Annotated in this window: 13 protein-coding genes; 5 read left to right on the forward strand and 8 right to left on the reverse strand. The window is 63.8% G+C overall.

Annotated elements, in window-relative coordinates; translation table 11 throughout:
- Positions 1 to 219 precede the first annotated feature (219 nt).
- The 4 genes from J1C48_RS10630 (at position 220) to J1C48_RS10645 (ending at position 4,186) form a co-directional block, all read left to right on the forward strand.
- Positions 220 to 1,575: a polysaccharide biosynthesis/export family protein gene (locus tag J1C48_RS10630; protein WP_207257823.1), complete on the forward strand. Its 1,356-nt coding sequence runs from the start codon at positions 220 to 222 to the stop codon at positions 1,573 to 1,575.
- An 86-nt stretch (positions 1,576 to 1,661) separates the two neighbouring features.
- Positions 1,662 to 2,276: a sugar transferase gene (locus J1C48_RS10635; protein ID WP_207257824.1), complete on the forward strand. Its 615-nt coding sequence runs from the start codon at positions 1,662 to 1,664 to the stop codon at positions 2,274 to 2,276.
- On the forward strand, positions 2,273 to 2,959 hold the full coding sequence (locus tag J1C48_RS10640; protein ID WP_207257825.1) for a PIG-L deacetylase family protein: 687 nt from the start codon (positions 2,273 to 2,275) through the stop codon (positions 2,957 to 2,959). The genes J1C48_RS10635 and J1C48_RS10640 overlap by 4 nt, the downstream gene beginning before the upstream one ends.
- A gap of 27 nt (positions 2,960 to 2,986) precedes the next feature.
- On the forward strand, positions 2,987 to 4,186 hold the full coding sequence (locus J1C48_RS10645) for a DegT/DnrJ/EryC1/StrS family aminotransferase (RefSeq protein WP_207257826.1): 1,200 nt from the start codon (positions 2,987 to 2,989) through the stop codon (positions 4,184 to 4,186).
- A 595-nt stretch (positions 4,187 to 4,781) separates the two neighbouring features.
- Here J1C48_RS10645 and J1C48_RS10650 read toward each other — a convergent pair.
- The 4 genes from J1C48_RS10650 to J1C48_RS10665 form a co-directional block, all read right to left on the reverse strand.
- A complete protein-coding gene (locus J1C48_RS10650) occupies positions 4,782 to 5,561 on the reverse strand; it encodes a LuxR C-terminal-related transcriptional regulator (protein ID WP_207257827.1) in 780 nt (259 codons plus the stop codon).
- A gap of 902 nt (positions 5,562 to 6,463) precedes the next feature.
- Positions 6,464 to 7,486, reverse strand: a complete 1,023-nt coding sequence (locus tag J1C48_RS10655) for an NAD-dependent epimerase/dehydratase family protein (protein ID WP_207257828.1) — start codon at positions 7,484 to 7,486, stop codon at positions 6,464 to 6,466.
- Complete coding sequence (locus tag J1C48_RS10660; protein ID WP_207257829.1) at positions 7,483 to 8,805, reverse strand: UDP-glucose dehydrogenase family protein; 1,323 nt, start codon at positions 8,803 to 8,805, stop codon at positions 7,483 to 7,485. Before J1C48_RS10660 ends, J1C48_RS10655 begins: the two co-directional genes overlap by 4 nt.
- A gap of 208 nt (positions 8,806 to 9,013) precedes the next feature.
- Positions 9,014 to 10,324, reverse strand: a complete 1,311-nt coding sequence (locus tag J1C48_RS10665; RefSeq protein ID WP_207257830.1) for an O-antigen ligase family protein — start codon at positions 10,322 to 10,324, stop codon at positions 9,014 to 9,016.
- 257 nt (positions 10,325 to 10,581) lie between these two features.
- Between J1C48_RS10665 and J1C48_RS10670 the strand changes: the two genes are divergently transcribed.
- Entirely contained in the window at positions 10,582 to 12,873 is a 2,292-nt protein-coding gene (locus J1C48_RS10670; RefSeq protein WP_207257831.1) for a GumC family protein, read from the forward strand.
- A gap of 258 nt (positions 12,874 to 13,131) precedes the next feature.
- On the opposite strand, the gene J1C48_RS10675 is transcribed toward J1C48_RS10670, so the two are convergent.
- From J1C48_RS10675 to J1C48_RS10690, 4 genes are all read right to left on the reverse strand, one after another.
- Positions 13,132 to 14,598, reverse strand: coding sequence for a pectate lyase (locus J1C48_RS10675; RefSeq protein WP_207257832.1), 1,467 nt, complete (start codon positions 14,596 to 14,598; stop codon positions 13,132 to 13,134).
- A 23-nt stretch (positions 14,599 to 14,621) separates the two neighbouring features.
- Positions 14,622 to 16,790 (reverse strand): nucleoside-diphosphate sugar epimerase/dehydratase, encoded by a 2,169-nt coding sequence (locus J1C48_RS10680; protein ID WP_231081702.1) that lies wholly within the window; start codon positions 16,788 to 16,790, stop codon positions 14,622 to 14,624.
- Positions 16,791 to 16,973: 183 nt separating this feature from the next.
- On the reverse strand, positions 16,974 to 17,864 hold the full coding sequence (locus tag J1C48_RS10685) for a sulfotransferase family protein (protein WP_207257833.1): 891 nt from the start codon (positions 17,862 to 17,864) through the stop codon (positions 16,974 to 16,976).
- A 43-nt stretch (positions 17,865 to 17,907) separates the two neighbouring features.
- Positions 17,908 to 19,218 (reverse strand): glycosyltransferase family 4 protein, encoded by a 1,311-nt coding sequence (locus tag J1C48_RS10690; protein ID WP_207257834.1) that lies wholly within the window; start codon positions 19,216 to 19,218, stop codon positions 17,908 to 17,910.
- Between the last annotated feature and the right edge of the window lie 10 nt (positions 19,219 to 19,228).

Below are 19,228 nucleotides of genomic sequence, written 5' to 3' on the forward strand. Positions count from 1 at the left end.
GATCCCGCTTATCTTGGTCCGATCGTCGTCAGGGCGCGACGAAATCGGCGCGGCGACGACCCGCCGATAGTTCAGCCAGGAGCTGGACGGACTGGCGAGTTGGCTAAATGGCGGGCGCCGGGGCGCCGTCGGAGGTAGAGCTACCTCGGATGGCTGACTGGCACTGGCTCCGGCCGCAGCCGAAGCTCGGCGCGACACGAGATCTGAGTGGCGCGAGCGATGACCATCGAAGGCAATGAGAAGAGCGGCCCGAACATGATTGGGCTGGCACGGGCCGTCGCGACGGCCATTCAAACCCTGCGGCTCGGCCGCGTGCTGACCATCTCGGCGATCGGCCTGTTGATCGTTGTGTGGGGCGGCCGACCGCTCGCCGCCGCCGCCGCCGCGCCGGCCGAACGCCCCTATCAATTGTCGGCCGGAGACGTCGTCAGCTTCGACTTTCTCGACGACACGCTTCCGGCGAGCGAAATCACCGTTACCAGTGACGGAACGATGAATGTGCCGCTGATCGGCGCGGTGCCGGTGACCGGCATGAGCCTTGCGAAGGCCAAGGACGCGATCCGCAAGGCCTTTGTCGACCGCCAACTCTTCATCGATCCGAAATTCTCGCTGGCGATCACCAGCTTCCGGCCGGTCTACGTGCTCGGGGCGGTGCGAACCCCCGGATCCTATCCCTTCCAGCCACTGCTGACCGTCGAACAGGCGGTTGCGTTGGCGGGCGGTCAATCCACCAGCCCGGCCTCGACCGAAGACCGCATCGTGGCCGAAGCCAAGCTCAGAGGCGATCTCGACAGTTTCTCAGTGCAGATCACGCGCGAGGCCTTGGCCGCGGCGCGGTTGCGAGCCCGGCTCGCGGGCACGGAGACGATCGCGCTGTCCGATCTTGGCAGCGATGTTCGCGGCCTCGTCGATCCGACGCTTGCCAAAGCGCTGTTGTCCACCGAGCAGCGCATCCTCGGCACCGACATCAATTCCTATCGCAGCCGCAGCACCCAGCTTGCGGCCGCGATCAAGGAGGTGAAGGGCGCGCTCGGCAATCTCGACGAACTCGTCGCCAAGCAGAAGGACACGATCGCTTCGGCGCATGCCGATCTCGATCGGATGGGGGGCCTCTACAAGCGCGGCATCAAGACGTTGAGCGATATCGGCGGCCTGGAGCGCGACGTCACCCAGCAGGAATCGCATCTCCTGGAGATCTATAATCAGATGTCGGTCACGCGGCGCGAGCTTGCCGATCTGCAGCGCCAGTTCTCCGATCTCAGCGACACTTGGCGCCGCAACGCCCTGGGGGATCTGCAGACCCACCAGACCGAAATCGCCCGGCTGCTCGCGGCCCGCAATTCCACCCAGAAGCAGATCGCGCTGCTTGGCGACCTTGCGCTGGAACAGACAGACGCGGCTGCGACGATCGCCTTCGTCTACAAGATCCGGCGGCGCGAAAGTGGTGCTTTCGAGACGCTGGATGCCAATCTCGACAGCCTGCTTGCTCCAGGCGACACCATCGTGGTCACGGTGAACGGCACTATCGTCGGTCGCACCGTGTCGCTGGCGAGCGCCGGCGGGGGCCGTCCGTGAGCGGTTCTGATCTCGGCACACGCTCTGGCGGTTCACGGCCAGGCGATAGGGCAGGCCCTGCCGAACGGCGAAGCGACCGTGGCGCGATGATCGGGCGGGGCTTGGCGGCGATCGGCTTCGTTCTTTCCTTACCGGTCTGGCCGGTCGTTGCCGCCATCGTCTGGGCCAGTGTCGGGCGTCCTGTGTTGTTTCGCCAGCAACGCGCCGGCCTTCACCGGCGTTCTTTCACTCTCGTGAAGTTCCGAACCATGACAAACGCCTGCGACGGCCATGGCCAGTTGTTTCCCGACGCTCAGCGCCAGACGGCCGCGACGCGGCTCTTGCGCCGTCTGCGCCTTGATGAACTGCCGCAGCTCCTGATGATCCTGCGCGGCGACATGGCGCTCGTCGGCCCACGCCCGCTGTTCGCCGAAACGATCGACCACTGGGGCGAACTCGGCCGGCAGCGCTGCGCGGTTCGGCCGGGCATGACAGGCTGGGCGCAGATCCACGGCAACACCAAGCTGACGGAGGACGAGAAACTCGCCCTCGATCTTTGGTATGTGCGCCATCGCAGTCTCGCGATCGATCTGAAGATCCTGGCTCTGACCGTCGCGACGATCATTCGCGGCGAACGGGTCAAGCCGGAGATGGTGCGGCGCGCGATCGCGGGGCTCGCCGCGGGGCGGCAGGCGACCGCTCGGCCGAGGGCGAACGGATGATCGATCGTTTCACAGTGGCACGCTCCGTTCTGGTTATCGCCCCGCACCCTGACGACGAGGTGCTTGGCTGCGGCGGCACCATCGCGCGACTGGCGTCCGGCGGCTGCCGGGTCGATGTCGCGGTGGTGACCGAAGGCCGCCCACCGGCTTACGACGTGGCGCGCACGGCCCTCGTCAAAGGCGAGGCGGAGGCCGCGCATCGCCGTCTCGGCATTGCCGGAACCCATTGGCTCGGTCAGCCAGCGGCGCAACTGGCCGAGACCCCGCATTCGCAGGTCAACGGAGCCATCCACGAACTGCTGCGGGCGCTCCGGCCGGAGATTCTCTTCGTGCCCTTCATCGGCGACATGCATCTCGATCATCAAATGGTCTTCCTGTCGTCGCTGGTCGCCGCGCGGCCGCATCAGGCGCAGTATCCAACGACGATCCTCGCCTATGAGACGCTGTCGGAAACCAATTGGAATGCGCCCTATGTGACGCCGAGCTTCGTGCCGCAGGTGTTTGTCGACATTGGGGATTTTCTGCCCGCGAAGCTGGAGGCGATGGCCTGCTTCGCCTCGCAGACGATCGCTTTTCCGCATGAGCGGTCGCTCGAGGCGTTGACGGCGCTCGCCACCTTGCGCGGCGCCACCGTCCATCGTGCGGCAGCCGAGGCCTTCGTACTCGTGCGGCATGTTTCGTGATGGCAACGGACAGAATGGACACAGGCAATGGCGCGTTGGCCGATCTATGACGACGAGCAGATCGAAGACGTTGTGGCGGTGTTGCGCTCGGGGGCGGTGAACGCCTGGACCGGCGATCACGTGGCGCGGTTCGAGGCGGCCTATGCCGAGCATCTTGGCCGGCGCCACGCGATCGCGCTCGCCAACGGCACCGTGGCGCTCGATCTTTCGCTGCGGGCGCTCGGCATCGGAGCGGGCGACGCGGTGATTGTCACACCGCGCAGTTTCGTGGCCTCCGCGAGCTGTGTCGCCTTTGCCGGCGCCCTACCGGTCTTCGCCGATGTCGATCCGGTGTCCGGCAATCTTTCGGCCGAGACGATCGCGGCGAAGATCACGCCCCAGACCAAGGCGGTCATCGTCGTCCATCTCGCCGGCTGGCCGTGCGACATGTCGCCGATCATGGATTTGGCGCAACGCGCCGGCATCAAGGTCATCGAGGACTGCGCCCAGGCCCATGGCGCGCTCTATCACGGCCGGCCGGTCGGATCCTTCGGCGATGTCGCGGCCTTCTCCTTCTGCCAGGACAAGATCATCACCACCGGCGGCGAGGGCGGTCTCGTGACGATGGACGACGACCAGCTGTTCGATGTCGCCTGGAGCCTCAAGGATCATGGCAAGTCCCGCGCGGCCGTGGCGATGCCTGTGACAAAACCGGGCTTTCGTTGGTTGCACGAGACGATCGGCACCAATTGGCGGATGACGTCCATGCAGGCGGCGCTCGGCGTCAGGCAATTGCAGCGGCTGGAACGCTGGAACGGCGAGCGCGGCCGGAATGCCGCCCTGTGGGCCGAGGCGATCGGCGATCTCGACGTTGTCTCCGTGCCATGGCCGTTGCCGCAGGATCGCCACGGATGGTATCGCTTCTACGCCCATCTGCGCCACGATTGGCTGGCGGAGGGCTGGTCGCGCGATCGGATCGTCGCCGCCATCGCCGATCAGGGCGTGCCATGCTTTTCGGGCAGTTGCTCGGAGATCTATCTTGAAAAGGCATTTCGAGATTGCGGCCCGGTTCGCCGGCTGCCGAACGCCAAGCGCCTGGGCGAGACGAGCCTCGCCTTCCTCGTCGACCCGTCCTGGAGCGCCGAAGAAACCATGGCGGCCGCGCAGACCGCGCGAAGCGTTCTCATCGCGGCGTCCCGCCGGCGTCGCCCGTCTCATCCGCAGCCATCGGCCGCCGCCATCGGCTGAGCCGCGGTGGCGCGAAGAGCCGATGCGTCAATTCAAAGAGTTAAGAGCGTCCTGTCTGCGTCCGAAAGGACGCAAGGGCGCTCCAAAGCGCAATCTTCACCGCGCAGCCCATGCCGGCTGCGAGGTGCGCGGCCGATGGTGATCGCGACCGGCGCGAATACGGGCCGCAGGCGAGGCCGGGGTCTTCCGCGACGCCGGAACCACGGGAGCGATTGCTGATCGGTTTGAACCGACATCGCTGAAGCAGAGACGCATCGAATGCGCCAAGGGCCGCGGATCCCGGCGGACCGGGCGCGCACCCGGCCGGCGGTTGCCAGCCGCGCGAAAAAGCCCGTCTCGGCGGACCGTGACGGGCTTTTTTCAGCGTGCGGAACGACTGCAACTGCGAGCAAAATGCGATGGACCGGAATTGCGATTGCGCTCCCAGTTCTTGTTTTGTTGCATGATGGGATCCGAAGCGTCATGCAACGTTCCGGATCCGATCATGCTCTTCGCGCACAGCGCGTCCGATCGGACGCGCACTCGGATTGCGTCGATGCATCGGCTTTGCCGAAAGCGATCCCGCCTTTCGGGCCCCGCCTTTCGGGGCAATGCCTTAATGCAAATCCGAGTTGGGAGCATTCTTGTCGGTATTGAGCCGTCCCTCGGCTTCCATCTCGTTCAAGAGATAGGCGACCTCGGTGCGGTTCTTGGCGTTCAGCCGCTTCATGATGTTGCGGATGTGAACCTTCACCGTGCTCTCGCACATGTTCAACTCATAGGCGATGATCTTGTTGGGTTTGCCCTTGCGCAGAGCGTTGATCACCGACAACTGGCGATTGGTGAAGGGATCGGCCGGAGCCGCCTGGCTATTCTGCGTGGCGCGCTTTCCGGACTGGCCGATATGGCTGAGGATACTGTGCGGAACGTAAATTCCGCCGCGATCGACCAGGCGGATCGCCTGGATGGCGATGTCGAGGCTTGCACTGGTCGGAATATAGCCGCGCACGCCGCATTTGAACGCCTGGGTCATGTCTTCCAGCTCTTCGATCTCGGAGAGCAGGATCAGCACGAGATCGGGATTTTGGGCCGTTAGCGTCTTGATGGATTCCAGGTTCTTTTCGACTTGGGAGCGCGTCCCGGTATCGCAATAGAGCACGAGCCGGTCGTTGGAACCGTCGTCATGACTGGCAACCAGCGCCTCGAGCGAGTCAAAATAACTGACTTCGATGCAAGGATCTGCTTCGATCAAGCTGTTGCCGAAACAACTGCGGATCAGCGGACGGTCGTCGACGACATTCAGCCGGATGGGCCGAACACTTGACGGTATTGAGTAGGCCCTTTCCTCATCCGGATCGATCTTGGCTTCGCGGTCGCGGGTTTCGAGCGAAAGCATTTATACTCTCCTAACGTCACTCGGATTTATATCGCTTAACCGCCGCTGTGAGGTATTTTATGGGTATTCTAATGCCTTTGCCCCTGACAACATGAAAAACGCAGTGTGCATCGATTCACGTTCTCGAATGTTCACCGGAATTGTTAGACATCCGGTTTGAATTCGCCCAAACGGTAAAAATTACCGATTGGCATTACGTATCGTAAGGCCAAAAAAGTGGTTGTCAATTTGGTATATTGCGCCGTGCGACCGAAACGGAATTTTAGCGTTAACAATGCAACTTTTGCAGGTAAATTAGTTTGCCCGCGGTGCGATCGAGCGATTCAAACCGAGATTGTTCCCGCCTCTGTCATTTGTCATCCCCGAGCTCGGCGAGCGAAAAATATAGCGCTTTGACAGACCGCACGAATCTCGGTTGCGCGATTTTGTGGCCGGTCATTCATCTATTTCAGATTGAAATCGCTCGTCATTGGTTGGTCAAACGTCATTTGAAATTGACCGGAAGTGGTAGAGTGCATTCCCGTTCGACGCGGCAGGCCCATGCCGTCGCATGCCACTTTTGGCTAGCGATGTCTGTCCGGGCGTGTCGGCGGCGTGGCAAGGTCAACTTTTCTTGAAGATCATTTCGCATTTTCGGCCGGATTCATTCTCGATCAGGGGCCAGAATTATCTCGAAGCCAAATGTATTCTTGTCTCGTCGGTATTTCTGCAAAAAAAAGGGTATGAGACGTTCCGATTTGGCGTCTGACATTCATCTGTCCGCCACACCTGTTGCGGCCGCAGGAATGATCCGGCGTCCGTGGAGGGCATCGTGAACACACTGAGCAGGCTGTTGCGCCGGTGCTGTGGCCTTTGGGGGTGTCAGAGGACGGGCGGCGGGAGCGCGGCTCTGCGTTTGGCGCTCAGATCAGTTTCGCAGCGCATGCCTGGCGATACCAATCGACGAAGGCTGTAACGCCCACTTCGAGACCGGTGTGCGGCCGGTAGCCGGTGAGCGCCTCCAGGAGATCCGGAGCGGCGAAGGTGCGCGGCACATCGCCGTCCTGCATCGGCAAGAGCTTGCGCCGGGCCGCCCGACCGATCACCCGCTCGATCGTGGTGACGAAATCGAGCAAGCCGACCGGCTGTCCACCGCCGATATTGACGACGCGAAACGGCCCTTGAGGGGATAAGGTGTCGACCACACCGTCGCGCTCGATCCGAGCTCCCGGCACCGGTGGCAGCGGGGCGAGGCGCAGGATCGCCTCGACGAGATCGTCGACATAGGTGAAGTCGCGGCTCATCCGGCCTTCGCCGTAGATCTCGATTTCCTCGCCGGACAGGATCGCACGGACAAATTTGAACAACGCCATGTCCGGGCGTCCCCAGGGGCCGTAGACGGTGAAGAAGCGGAAGCAGGTGGTCGGCGTGTCGGTCAGATGCGCCATCGAATGGGCCATCAGCTCCATCGCCCGCTTCGAGGCGGCATAGATCGTCAGCGGCTCGTCGGCCTTATCGCATTCGCGAAACGGGATCGCCTCGTTGGCTCCGTAGACCGATGAGGTCGAGGCCAGCATCAGATGGCGGATGTCGGCACGCTTGGCGAGTTCGAGGAGGTTGAAGGAGCCGACGAGATTGGAATTGACGTAAGAGCGCGGATGCTCGAGGCTGTAGCGCACGCCGGCCTGGGCGGCGAGATGGATGACGACATCGGGCGCCGCAGCGGCAAAAGCCGCCTTTAGCGATGCGAAATCCTCCAGCATCGCGGTGACCGCGGTGAAGCCTGCAAAGCGCGCGAGTGCAGCGTGGCGGGCTTCCTTCAGCCGGGTGTCGTAATAGGCGGTCAGTCCGTCATAACCGGTGACCTCGTGGCCCTCGGCGAGCAGCCGGTTCGCCAGATGAAAGCCGATGAACCCCGCTGTTCCCGTGATGAAGTAACGGGTCATCGCACGCTCGCCGCCTCGGGACGACCGACGCCGACATAGCGAAAGCCCTGGCGTTCGACGTCTGCCGATCGGTAGACGTTGCGCAGATCGGCTAGCAGCGGCGTGCGCATCAGCCGTTTGATGCGCTTCAGATCAAGCGCACGAAATTCGTCCCATTCGGTCACCAGCACCAGGGCGTCGGCGTCACGGGCGATCTCATAGGCGTCCGTGCCGAATTCGACCGCGTCGAGCATGCTGCGGGCGGCATCGATTCCTTCCGGATCGAAAGCGCGGATGAGGGCGCCGCGGTCTTGAAGGCCCTGGATGATCGAAAGTGCGGGGGATTCCCGCATGTCGTCGGTGTTCGGCTTGAAGGTCAGGCCGAGGATGGCGATCGTCTTGCCGCGAACCTCGCCGTCGCAGGCGGCGATGATCCGGCGCGCCATCGCCCGTTTGCGGTTGTCGTTGATCGCCACTGTGGTTTCGACCAGCCGCATCGGACTTTCGGCGTCTTGTGCGGTCTTGACCAGCGCGATCGTATCTTTGGGAAAGCATGAACCGCCATAGCCGGGGCCGGCATGCAGGAACTTGTCGCCGATGCGCTTGTCGAGGCCGATCCCCTTGGCGACCTTTTGCACGTCCGCGCCGACCTTTTCGCACAGATCCGCGATCTCGTTGATGAAGGTGATCTTCATCGCGAGAAAGGCGTTGCCGGCATATTTGATCAACTCGGAGGTCCGCCGTTCACAGAACAACAGTGGCGATTCATTGAGATAAAGGGGCCGATAGACTTCCTGCATGACCCCAACGGCGCGCGGATCTTCGGTGCCGATGACGATGCGATCGGGCCGCTTGAAGTCGGTGATCGCGGCGCCCTCCCGCAAGAATTCGGGATTGGAGACGACGGCGATATCGGCGCTCGGATTTTCCTCACGGATGATCATTTCGACGTCGTCGCCGGTGCCGACCGGCACGGTCGACTTGGTGACGATGACGGTGAATCCCTCGGCGGCGCGGGCGATCTGCCGGGCCGCATCGTAGACATAGGATAGGTCGGCATGGCCATCGCCGCGCCGCGACGGGGTGCCGACGGCGATGAAGACGACATCGGCCTCACGCACGACGCCGGCCAGATCGGTGGTGAAGCGCAGACGTCCGGCGGCGGCGTTGGACTGGACGATGGCGTCAAGTCCGGGTTCGAAGATCGGCACTTTGCCGGCATTCAGCGCCGCGATCTTGCCGTCATCGACATCGACGCAGACGACGTCGTGGCCGAAATCCGCAAAGCAGGCGCCGGACACGAGTCCGACATAGCCCGAACCAATCATCACGAGGCGCATGTGAGTTCCAGTCTCTGTCTTGGGGCGGTGGTTTGGCGATCGCACCGGTGCTTGGCGCGATCGGCGGGTGTTGAGCGCTGCCAGGGACCGTGTGAAACGACGGATTTGGGCGACGATTGCGATTTCTTTTCGGCTCGGCTCGGCCTGGCCTTGGACGAGGAACGAAGCGTTTCTGACTGCGGCCCGGGGCGGCGGTCGAGGTTCTTGGTCAGGGCCCGGTGAGCGAAGCAGCGCCTCGGAAGCGATGCGATCGCCGCCCTGATGTGGAGGTGGACTGCCGCTGCGCAGCAAGTGCCGGAGCCAGGCCAAGGATCAGCGGCACGGCGAAAAAGCGGCCATAGACATGGGGCATGGCGTTCAGCGCCAAGCTAAAGAGCAGAACCGACGTCAACCCGGCGACCGCGGCGGTCCGCTCCCGCTCGATCGGCCAGGCGCCGAGCGCGGCGATCGCACCGCCGGACAGCATCAGCAAAAGGCCGAGCATTCCCGGAAAGCCCGCCTCGGTCCAAAGCAGCAGATAGGTGTCGTGCACGGGGGCATGGTTGACGCTGATCACCCGAAACTGATCCGCGCCATAGCCGAACAGCATGGTCTGGTCGGTCATCCCCAGCGCTTCGCGGATCAGCGCCAGTCTGCCGGTGAAGGTGCCTGCCTGATCGATGTCGCCGCTCTCCAGCGCACCGAGCACCCGGTGCTGGAACACCTCGGGCAAGAACGCGCTGCCCCAGGTCAGAACGATTGCCGCCGTCGCCGCGCCACCGACGATCAGCGTCGCGGTATGGCGCCAGGAGCCGAGAAAGACCGTGAACAGCACGATGGCGAGGATCAGCGAGAACAGCCCGGTGTTGGAGCCGGTGAGAACGATCGCGTAGCTGTAAAGCAGGAGCAGCAGAACCGCCCAGCGGCGGCGGATGTGACCGGAAAGGGTGGCCCAGAGCAGGATCGGCACCGTCATGGCGATGACCGCGGAGCACTCGTTTTCCCGCTCCATGAAGCCCTGCAGACGGCCATTGCCGCTGACGTAGATCGTGTTGGTCTCGTGCAGGATGTCGATGACATAGATGCCGTGGAGGCACATGATGGCGATCGAGGCGAGATAGACCTTGACCAGCACCGGCACGTCCCCCGGCGGCCGCGACAGGACGACCAGCGCCACCACCAGATAGGCGAAGAGATATTGCGCCCACAAAATGACGCCACGGGTGACGTCGCCAAAAAGCAGACTGGAGAGAAACAGCATGCCACCGAGGAGGGCGAGGCCGATGTTCCACAACATCGCGCCCGGCCCCAGTGTGTCGAGGCGAATGGAACGGCTTTGCACCGTCGCCCAGAAGGCCAGCAGCGAGGCGGCATCGCTGGCGGTAAAATAGACTTGGTCGAGACGCAGGATGTTGATCGGCGCAAGGGCGACGGCGAGCGCCGCCAACGGCAGGGCGATGTCGGACCGGCGCGCGCCGAGCCTGTGCGGATTGGAGCGCGGATATGTAAATGCGGGAGATGGATTTGGGCTGTAAGGCATGTTCATCGCGCAGCCAAACTCGGTCAACGACAGAAAATCGTTGGTGAAATACTCACCGTATCCGCAGCGTAATCAGGGCCAGATGCGATAAATACCTCTCCGTTTGGATAAGTTTGGCTGCGCGGATCCTGTCCGATTTGCGTATCTCGGCGGCGTTACACCCAAGACCGCAATTTCATAGAATTGAGTCGACGCAAGCCCGGACCGGCGGCCCGCTGCACCGTTCGGTTCGCAAATTTCGTGGCGAAGGGATTTTCATGACGATCAGTTTCCTGGACGACGCCCGATATTCGAACCGCGTGACCGCTCCGGTGGCTCCGATTCTCGACGCGCCCGCGGATCCTGAAGGGGGCTTCGGCCTTGCCGATATCGGCCGCTTGATGAAGCGCCGGCGGGCATTGATCATGCTCTTCGTGCTGATCGGCACGCTCGCCTCGGCGGCGGCGGCCATTGTGGTGCCGAAGACCTACACCGCCACCTCGACGATCGTTCTCAGGCCCGATGATCCGAACCTTCTGGAAGACCGGCTCGACCAGCAAAGCCTTGTCCCGGCGAGCCGCGCACAGATGGATACCCAGGCGGATCTGATCCGGTCGCGGCTGTTCACCGGGCGGGTGGTCGATGCGCTCAATCTCGTGCAGGATGCGCGCTTCAACACCTATCTGGAGACCCCGGCAACGGCGTCGGCTGCCGATCTGGAGCCGGCGGTCCTGACCGCGGTCCGGACTTGGCTCGCCGGCGCCGTGACCGCTCTCATCGGCGACGACGAGGTGCAACCGGGCGCGTTGCCGGACCGCTCGGTGCAGCGCGATCGCGCGATCTCGGTGTTGTTGTCGATGATGGCGGTGTCGCGCAACGGCGAAAGCTTGGCGATGAACATCTCCATCAGCAATGAAGACGCCGATACCGCGGCGCTGATCGCCAACAGCATCGCCCGGCTCTATGTCGATTGGTCGCGGGAGCAGAAGCAGGGCGAAGCCCGCGACGGGGCCAAATTTTTGCGCAAACAGGCGACCGAACTTGCCGCGCGGATCGCCAGCCTCGAAAAGCAGATCGCCGATTTCGGCAGCGAGGAGGCGGTTTCGGCCGATCCCCGCGACGACCTGTTGCGGGCCGCGATCCAGCAGGTCAACGAACAGCTCGGAGTCGCCAGGGCCGATCTTAGCCAGGCCCGCTCGAAGCTGGCAGAATATACCAATCGGCAAGACGGTGCCACACGCGGGCCGGACAGCACGTTGCCGAAGGGCGAGACGACGCTGACCTCGCCTTTCCTCGATACGCTGCGCGCCGATCTTGCCACGGCGCTGAAGGAGCGCGCGGAGCTGACCCGCAATTACGGCTCCGCCCATCCGCTGATGCTTGAGAGCGACGCCAAGATCAGAACCATCCGTGCGCAGATCTCTGACGAGACTCGTCGCATCGTCTCGACCATGGCCAACGATGTCGACGTCGCCGAGGGGCGGGTGAAGCGGCTCGGAACGGAGCTTGCCAACCTCAACGGGAGGCTCGCCGCGCGCGGCCGGGCCGATATCCGACTGCGCGAGCTGCAACGCGATCTGTTAACCGAGCAGAAGCTCTACGACGTCGTTTCCGACAAGCTCGGCAAGGTGGATCCCTATTCGGACGTGGTGCAAGCCAATGCCCGCGTCGTCTCGCTGGCGGCGGTGCCGACCACGGCCACGCCGACGATCAAGGTTGTGATCGCCGGTGGCTTCGTCGGCTCACTGGTCCTGGCGGTCATCCTCGCGCTGACCATGGATGGCGTTGACCGGCGGGTCTGGGACGGCGAGCACGCCGCCCGGCTTGCCGGCCTGCCGCTGGTCGGTGTGCTGCCGCGTCTCCAGCGCAGGCTCTTTTCGCGCCAACGGGTGCTCGCCGACCTGCGTGATCGGCCTCGCTCGGCCTTTGCCGAAGGGTTTCGGCTGATTCTCGACAGCGTTCGACGGGACTGGAACGACAGCCCCACCCAAACGCTCTTGGTCAGTTCGCCGCTGCCGGGCGAGGGCAAGACGACGGTGGCCTTCGGGCTTGCGGTCGCCGCCGCGACACGAGGTCTGCGAACCGCCTTGATCGATTTCGATCTGAGCGCCGCGACGGCGAGCCCGACGCGACAGGAACTGGATGGGCTTGTTCATCCTGTCGAAAGCGACGGACCGATCTCGGTCGGCGCCGTCGAGGGGATTGCGAACCTCCAGATCTACCTGCCGAACAATGCTGCAGGGACGGGAATCCTCGATCGCGACGCCGTGGCGCGGCACATCCAGGCGTGCCGGGCGACCTATGACTTCGTGGTCATCGACGGCCCGCCGCTCCTCGTCGTCGAGGAGGTGATTTCCCTCGCCAAGCTCGTCGATACTAGCGTGCTGGTGGCGGCCTGGGGCCAAAGCTTCGACCACGAACTCGCCGAAGCCCGTGAGACGATCCGGCGCCATCATGTCGGCTGCTGCGGGTTGGTGTTGAACGGCGTCGATCCGAACAGCGCTGAGAACGGCGTCTTGCGCACCTCGCGCCAATATCGCCGCCGTTTCGCTCGCTATTTCAACGGTTGAGAGCATTCTTTCTGCGTCCGACCAGACGCAGGGCGCTCGAATGTCGGCAGCAGCAAAGAAGGGCCGGCACGATGATGCCGGCCTTATGCTGTCATTCACCGGCTTTTGTGGCCGGGCCGGATGGCTCAAGGATTGATCGGCAGCGGGCGGGTCTTTCGCTATCGGACCGACGCTTGCGGCCAATGAAAAGGCCGGCTCGCCTTTGCGAAGCCGGCCTTTTCATTGTGGCGTGTAACGATCTATCGGCGGTCAGCGGCCTCAGTTTTGCCGGCGCCGGGCCTCGTGGCGGCCATGCGGCTTGTGGGCGTCGACATAGCGCGCCAGGGCAAAGACGGCCGTGACGAAATGCGCGCTGTCGATCCAGCCGCCGCTCTGCCAGTGGCCGTCCGGATTTTGCCGCGCCAACAGATCGGCGACGTAGCTTTTCAGGTCGCCGTCGTCGAGGCGATCGGCTGGGTTCGGCCACAGCGCCACCGGTCCGACATCCTTGCCCGCTTGAGCAGCGGACAGTTCGCCGAGAACATGGGGAATGTTGAAGGTGCTCTTCAGCGAATAGTGGTTGGACAGGTGGGTGTCGTCGAAGGTCATCTTGTCGTCCCGGTCGATATAGAGCGGCCGGTTGGTGGAGAGTTCGTAGAAGCGGGACCAAAGACCGCTCGGCAGCCGCACGCGCTTGAGCCAGGCGCCGGCACGGCCGGCGGCATCGAGATAGGCCTTGTCACCGGTCTCGCCATAAAGCTCGACGAGATATTGGATGCAGCCCGCGGTCTCGCGGGACGTCACCGCCGGGGGCTCGAAGCTGCGGCCCCAGACCGGCTGGAGCCTGGCGTCGTAGGTCTGGGCCCATCCGGGCTGGGGTGCCGGCAACTGCGCCGAGACCAGGAAGGTGCCGATTGCTTTGGCAATTGCGAGATCGGCCTTGTCGCCATAGAGCCGGTAGGCGCTGAGATACATCCGGCCGGTGTCGCGCAGGATGTCGTCATTGGTGACGAAATAGGGCGGATCGCTTGGCTTCTGCCAATCGTGCGGCCATTCGGCGGGGATCGTCGCCTGGGTGGCGAACTCCTTTTTCGCGCCGGGATTGGTACCTTTGTAGAAGACTTGGAAGGCGCCGTTGCGATATTGCGCGCCGGCCAGATGCCTCAGGCCGTAATTGATGGCGGCGCGCACCGCCGGATCGCTGTCGCCGCTCGCCTTGTCGAACCAAATCAGGAAGATCAGCGCGCTCTGGCTGGTGTTGTCGTCAAGGACCGAGACGTTGCGCTGGCGATTGCCACCCTTGCGGTGGCATTCGTGATTCTCTGCGACGAAGGCCCGGTAGCACCACTCTTCCGCCTTGCGATCGTCCATCTCGGCCGAATAGTACCAACCGCCGGACAGAAGCTGGGTGCGCAGCAGCGCCTTGGCGACGTCATGGGCGGCATTCAGCCATTGCGTGTCGCCGGTGACGTCAAAGATGCGCAGATAGGCTGCGCCGATCGCCGGTGTGCCGGGCGGTTGGATCCAGCCGATGCTGCGGGGTACCCGGCCGCCTTCGCCGCGATGGACCTTTCCGTCGGCCGAATATTTCCAGACGTAGCTGCCGTCGACCCCGAGCCGATCGCGAAAATAGGCTGCACCGCGCTCCAGCGCTGAAAGGGCGCGTTGGTCGCTTGTCACCGCGTTGGCGACGGCGATCTGCGAGCTTGTGGCAAGGGCGAGGGAGAGGATGATGTGACGCAACATGGCGATCCCCATTCGATCGAGAGTCAGGCGACGGCCGACGCGCTTCCTGCCTGCGGCCAATCGGTCTGCGGCAGGTGCATGGCGCCCGATTGGCTCGGGGCGGCGGGCTCGGCCTGATAGCCCGGCAAGAGGCCGGCGATCCGGTCGCGCGCTGTTTCGGCGCTGCCACCGCGCGCCAAGAGTTCCAGCCCCTGCAAAGCCTGGCGAAGATCATCGAGCGGCACCGGTGTCGGCACCGCGCCAAGAACGCCCGGAACCGCCGAGGCGACGCGCTCCTCGTCCTCGTCGAACAGCTCCTCGAACAGTTTCTCGCCCGGCCGGCGGCCGACCACCTTGATCTTGACGTCGATATCCGGACGCAAGCCAGCGAGGCGGATCATGCGACGCGCCATGTCGACGATCTTGATCGGCTCGCCCATGTCGAGGACGAAGATTTCGCCTTGGCCGAGCTGGCGTTCCAGCCCATGGGCGGAGGCCTGGAGCGTCAGTTCCACCGCCTCGCGAATGGTCATGAAGAAGCGTTTCATCTCCAGATCGGTGATGGTCAGCGGGCCGCCGCGGGCGAGCTGGCGCTGGAACAGCGGGATCAGCGAGCCGCTCGATCCGAGCACATTGCCGAAGCGGACAGTCATGAAGCGGGTCGGCCGTTCGCTGCCCTTTTGGCTGAGATCCAGGGCCTGGCAATAAAGCTCGGCGAGCCGCTTGGTCGCGCCCATCATGCTGGTCGCATTGACCACCTTGTCGGTGGAGATCTGGACCATGGCGAGGGCGCCGTAGCGCCGCGTCGCCTCCGCAACATTCATCGTGCCGATGGCGTTGGTCAAAATGCCTTCACAAGGGTTCAGCTCGACCATCGGCACATGCTTCAGCGCCGCGGCATGGAAGACGAGTTCAGGGCGATGGGCACTGAACACGGCATCGAGGCGGGCCCTGTCGCGGACATTGCAGAGATAGGGGACGCGCTTTTGCGCCGGGTACTTTTCCGATAGATCGAGATCGATTTGATAGAGATTGAACTCGGTGCTCTCGATCAGCACGATCTCGGTCGGTGCAAAGCTTGCGATCTGCAGGGTCAGTTCGCTGCCGATCGAGCCACCGGCGCCGGTGACGACGACCCTTCGGCCTTCGATCATCCGTCGCAGCGCCTCCTTGTCGAGCGCGGCTTGCGGCCGTTCCAACAGGTCGGTCAGCTCGATCGGCCGCAGCTCCATCGCTCCGGTCGACTTGCCGCTGCGCAGCTCGACGGCAGGCGCCGGGCGCGAGACGGCGATGCCGAGACGGTCGCTCGTCTCCATCACCCGCTTGATCTGCGGATCGGTCAGGCCGGCGACCGGATTGGTGACGACGATCTGCCGGGGCCGCATGTCCCGCTGTTCGAGGTCGGCGAGAACGGCGGAAAAGTCGCCGGGCGTTCCCAACACCGGCACGCCGCGCAGATTGGAGCCTTGCGGGGCATCCTTGCACAAGATGCCGACCGGACGGTGACGGCTCGAGTCATCGCGCTGCAGCGCGCGAAGATAGATGTCGGCCCCATCGTCGGCGCCGATCAGGAGCACCGGGATGAGATCCTTTTCGTCCTCGACGACAGCGCGGCGATTGGGAGCGAAGCTGCGCATCTCCTCGACTTTCGAGCGTAGCCGCAAGGCGACCAGCATCGGCATCAGCAAGAGGAGCGCGATGACGACGATCGAGCGCGGAAAACCGGCGACGCCGTCGAGCGCAAACAGGACGCCGACAAAGGCGAGCGTGACGACGAGGGCGGCCCGCGCCACGCCGAAGAGATCGGATACGGTCGCGTATCGCCAATTGCGACTATAGAGGCAGGTGGCTGGGAAGAGGATTGCGGCGCATAGCACAAAATAGGGTCCGAAGACCGCGATATGGGCAGTGCTTAGGGGCTGGGCGATGTGGCCGTCGATGCCGATCCGCACGATGACCGCCAGGGTGTAGGCAAGCGCTGCCGCCGCAATGTCGGCGGTGTAGAGTTTGGAATGGCCGATGACGGCCGCCAGGCGCTGGCGGATGCGGCGCTTCAGATAGGCAAGCACCTCGTGCCGCCCTAGTTGTGGCGGCCACGGCTGGGTCGATGGTCCGCTGAGAAGCCGGCTGGTGGCTACCGCGCCATAGAGCAGCAGCATGTGCCATCCGATCTCGGGGGCCTTCCGACGCGATCCCTGCACCTCGTAGGTCATGCGCTAACCTCAGCAATCGGTTGTCGGCATCGCTCGCACGTGGTGTCGCCCCGATGCGGGATGCCGGTAAGTGGAGTTGAGGACAGATCGTGCCGCTGCGGTCGGTAGCGATATTAAGAGAGAGATCGTGCCCTGGATTAAGGTGCCCATTCGGTCGTTTTCCCGAAGCTTGGGGCGGCAGATCTAGCTGTATTGATGAGCCGTCTTGCGGGATTGGTCTGCCATTAACCCGAAAGGCGTGTCCGCTTCGGCTGGATCTGCCCAATGGGCTAAGTCGCGGCCGATCAGCGCTTCGAGCTTGGCGATATCCGGCCGGTAATAGCCGGCGAGCCGGTTGCGCAGTGCCAAAGGAAAGGTGGGATAGGCGATCTCCCGCACCACCTGACGGCGCACCGCCCGGAACAGCGGCGTTTTGCGGAATGGCTCGATCGCCGGTCGGATCGGCTGCATCAGACGGCGCAGCGACGGCGAGAGCATCGGCTCGGTGCGGTCTTTGACTTTCTTGCGACTGGCGGCCGGCAGAGCGCGGGGGGCAAGGCCGAGGAAGCTGCGGACGTGGTCGAGATGGGCCTGCGGCGTCCGCAGCATGTCATCGTAGAGCAGAATCAGCAGACGCTCACGCGGGTAGCGTTCGAGATAGGGTTCGAGCTGGCGATAATAGAGGCCGTCGTCGAGGAAGCGGCGCTTGGTGGCGCTGTCAGGATCGAGATAGCGGGTGATGTCGCTGCCGACTTCGCCACGTCGATAGAGCATGCAGTAGTCGGAATAGGCGCGCTCGATTGGGTTGCGCAACTGGACGATCAGCCGTGCATGGGGCAGGGCGGCGTGAACGCGGGCGGGCGCTTGCGGCGTATCGAGATAGGAATTTGATTTTTCCCCGGTCAGCCGATCAGCGGCCCCGCTCGGAAACTGATCGAGATACCAGTCGAGACCTCGCTCGAAATGCCGGCTGAAATAATGCAGCTCGGGATCCGGCATCGCCACCTGCGGGTCGCTTTGCAACGCTCGCTGCAGCCAGGTCGTGGCGCATTTGGCGGCGCCGACGATGACGAAGTCGATATCTGTCGTTTGCATCGCAAACGGTCTCCTTACGAAATTGGCCGGGAGCGTTGACGGGTCAAAAACTCGCCTTGGCGGAAGCCGAACGGGCGGGGGCGGCGCTGCCGCCGCGCTCGTCCGGCGTCAGTTTCCGGTAGATCCGCATGATCTCGTCGACATGGCAGGCGACGCCGTAGTGGCGCAACGCTTGGCTGCGGGCGCGTTCGGTGATGGCCTCGGCGAGCGCAGGATCGGTGAGCAGCTGCGCGACCGGCTCGACGAAGGCATCGGGGTCTTCCGGGGCAACAAGAAAGCCCGTCTCACCATCGCGGATCGCCTCCGGATTGCCGCCGTGATCGGTCGCGACCACCGGCGTTTCGAGCAGCATCGCCTCGATCAGTGTTCGCCCGAAGGGCTCCGAGACCGCCGGCACGAGCAAGACATCGGTCGCGGCCATCGCCGGCTCCACCGGCCGGCGAAAGCCCATCAGCCGCACATCGACATCGAGCGCTGCAATACGCTGGCGGATTTGATGCTCGATCGCAAGATTGCTCTCGACCGGCGCGCCGAACAGGCATCCGACGATCGGCAGATCGGGCCGGGCGCGCTTCAGCCGCGCGACAATGTCGACGAAGAGCAGCGGGCGCTTGCGATCGATCAGGGCGCCGAAATAGCCGAGGATGCGGGTCGCTTCCGGCAGATCGAGTTCGGCGAGCAGCGTGCGCCTCGCGGTTTCCCGGTCTGGCCGTGTCGCCGGATGGTCGAAGGGGCTGTGGATCACCGCCAGCCGCTTGCGAACCGGAAACAGCGGGCGGCGGGGTTGCGAGAATTTCGAGACGGTGACGATCCGGTCGGCCAAAAGGGGGGCGAGGAGATTGGCGCCCTTGGCATCGGGATCACCGCGGTGGTGCCAAACCACTCGCTTCCGGGCAAGGCGCGCGGCGAGCCCCCAGCTTGCATGGATCCGGCCATCATTGGTGTGGACGATGGCGATCCGCCCTTCGCGCAGGAAGCTGCGCATCAGCGGCAGCGATTTTCGGGCAAAGGTCATGAGTTGCGGGAGGCTGAGCCGGTGTGGCGCGAGCAGCGCGGGCAGCGGCAGATGGATGAAACGAAAGCCCTCCTTGGTCAGGAACGGCGCCAGCGGCCCGTCGATCCGATGAAGGACGATCAGTGGTTCGACATCGCGCCGATCGAGATTGCGGATCAGTTTCAAAGAGGAGATATGGCTGCCGCCGACCTCGTCACCGACATAGGGAAAGCAGACCCGCTTGGCCCTGTGGGCAGAGACTGGGGGCGCGCCGGGCTCCGTCTCCAGTTCGGCCCAATCGGTGGGCCAGGCCTCGCCATCGCCAGCGCTGGCGGCCGAGATTTTCGACGAAAGATTCATCTCAACGCTC

This window comes from Jiella flava (genome assembly GCF_017349315.1).
GTDB lineage: Bacteria > Pseudomonadota > Alphaproteobacteria > Rhizobiales > Rhizobiaceae > Jiella > Jiella flava.

Coding starts and splice junctions, on each gene's coding strand:
- J1C48_RS10630 (WP_207257823.1), top strand. CDS start 220: ATGACCATCGAAGGCAATGAGAAGAGCGGCCCGAACATGATTGGGCTG.
- J1C48_RS10635 (WP_207257824.1), top strand. CDS start 1,662: ATGATCGGGCGGGGCTTGGCGGCGATCGGCTTCGTTCTTTCCTTACCG.
- J1C48_RS10640 (WP_207257825.1), top strand. CDS start 2,273: ATGATCGATCGTTTCACAGTGGCACGCTCCGTTCTGGTTATCGCCCCG.
- J1C48_RS10645 (WP_207257826.1), top strand. CDS start 2,987: ATGGCGCGTTGGCCGATCTATGACGACGAGCAGATCGAAGACGTTGTG.
- J1C48_RS10650 (WP_207257827.1), bottom strand. CDS start 5,561: ATGCTTTCGCTCGAAACCCGCGACCGCGAAGCCAAGATCGATCCGGAT.
- J1C48_RS10655 (WP_207257828.1), bottom strand. CDS start 7,486: ATGACCCGTTACTTCATCACGGGAACAGCGGGGTTCATCGGCTTTCAT.
- J1C48_RS10660 (WP_207257829.1), bottom strand. CDS start 8,805: ATGCGCCTCGTGATGATTGGTTCGGGCTATGTCGGACTCGTGTCCGGC.
- J1C48_RS10665 (WP_207257830.1), bottom strand. CDS start 10,324: ATGCCTTACAGCCCAAATCCATCTCCCGCATTTACATATCCGCGCTCC.
- J1C48_RS10670 (WP_207257831.1), top strand. CDS start 10,582: ATGACGATCAGTTTCCTGGACGACGCCCGATATTCGAACCGCGTGACC.
- J1C48_RS10675 (WP_207257832.1), bottom strand. CDS start 14,598: ATGTTGCGTCACATCATCCTCTCCCTCGCCCTTGCCACAAGCTCGCAG.
- J1C48_RS10680 (WP_231081702.1), bottom strand. CDS start 16,790: ATGACCTACGAGGTGCAGGGATCGCGTCGGAAGGCCCCCGAGATCGGA.
- J1C48_RS10685 (WP_207257833.1), bottom strand. CDS start 17,864: ATGCAAACGACAGATATCGACTTCGTCATCGTCGGCGCCGCCAAATGC.
- J1C48_RS10690 (WP_207257834.1), bottom strand. CDS start 19,218: ATGAATCTTTCGTCGAAAATCTCGGCCGCCAGCGCTGGCGATGGCGAG.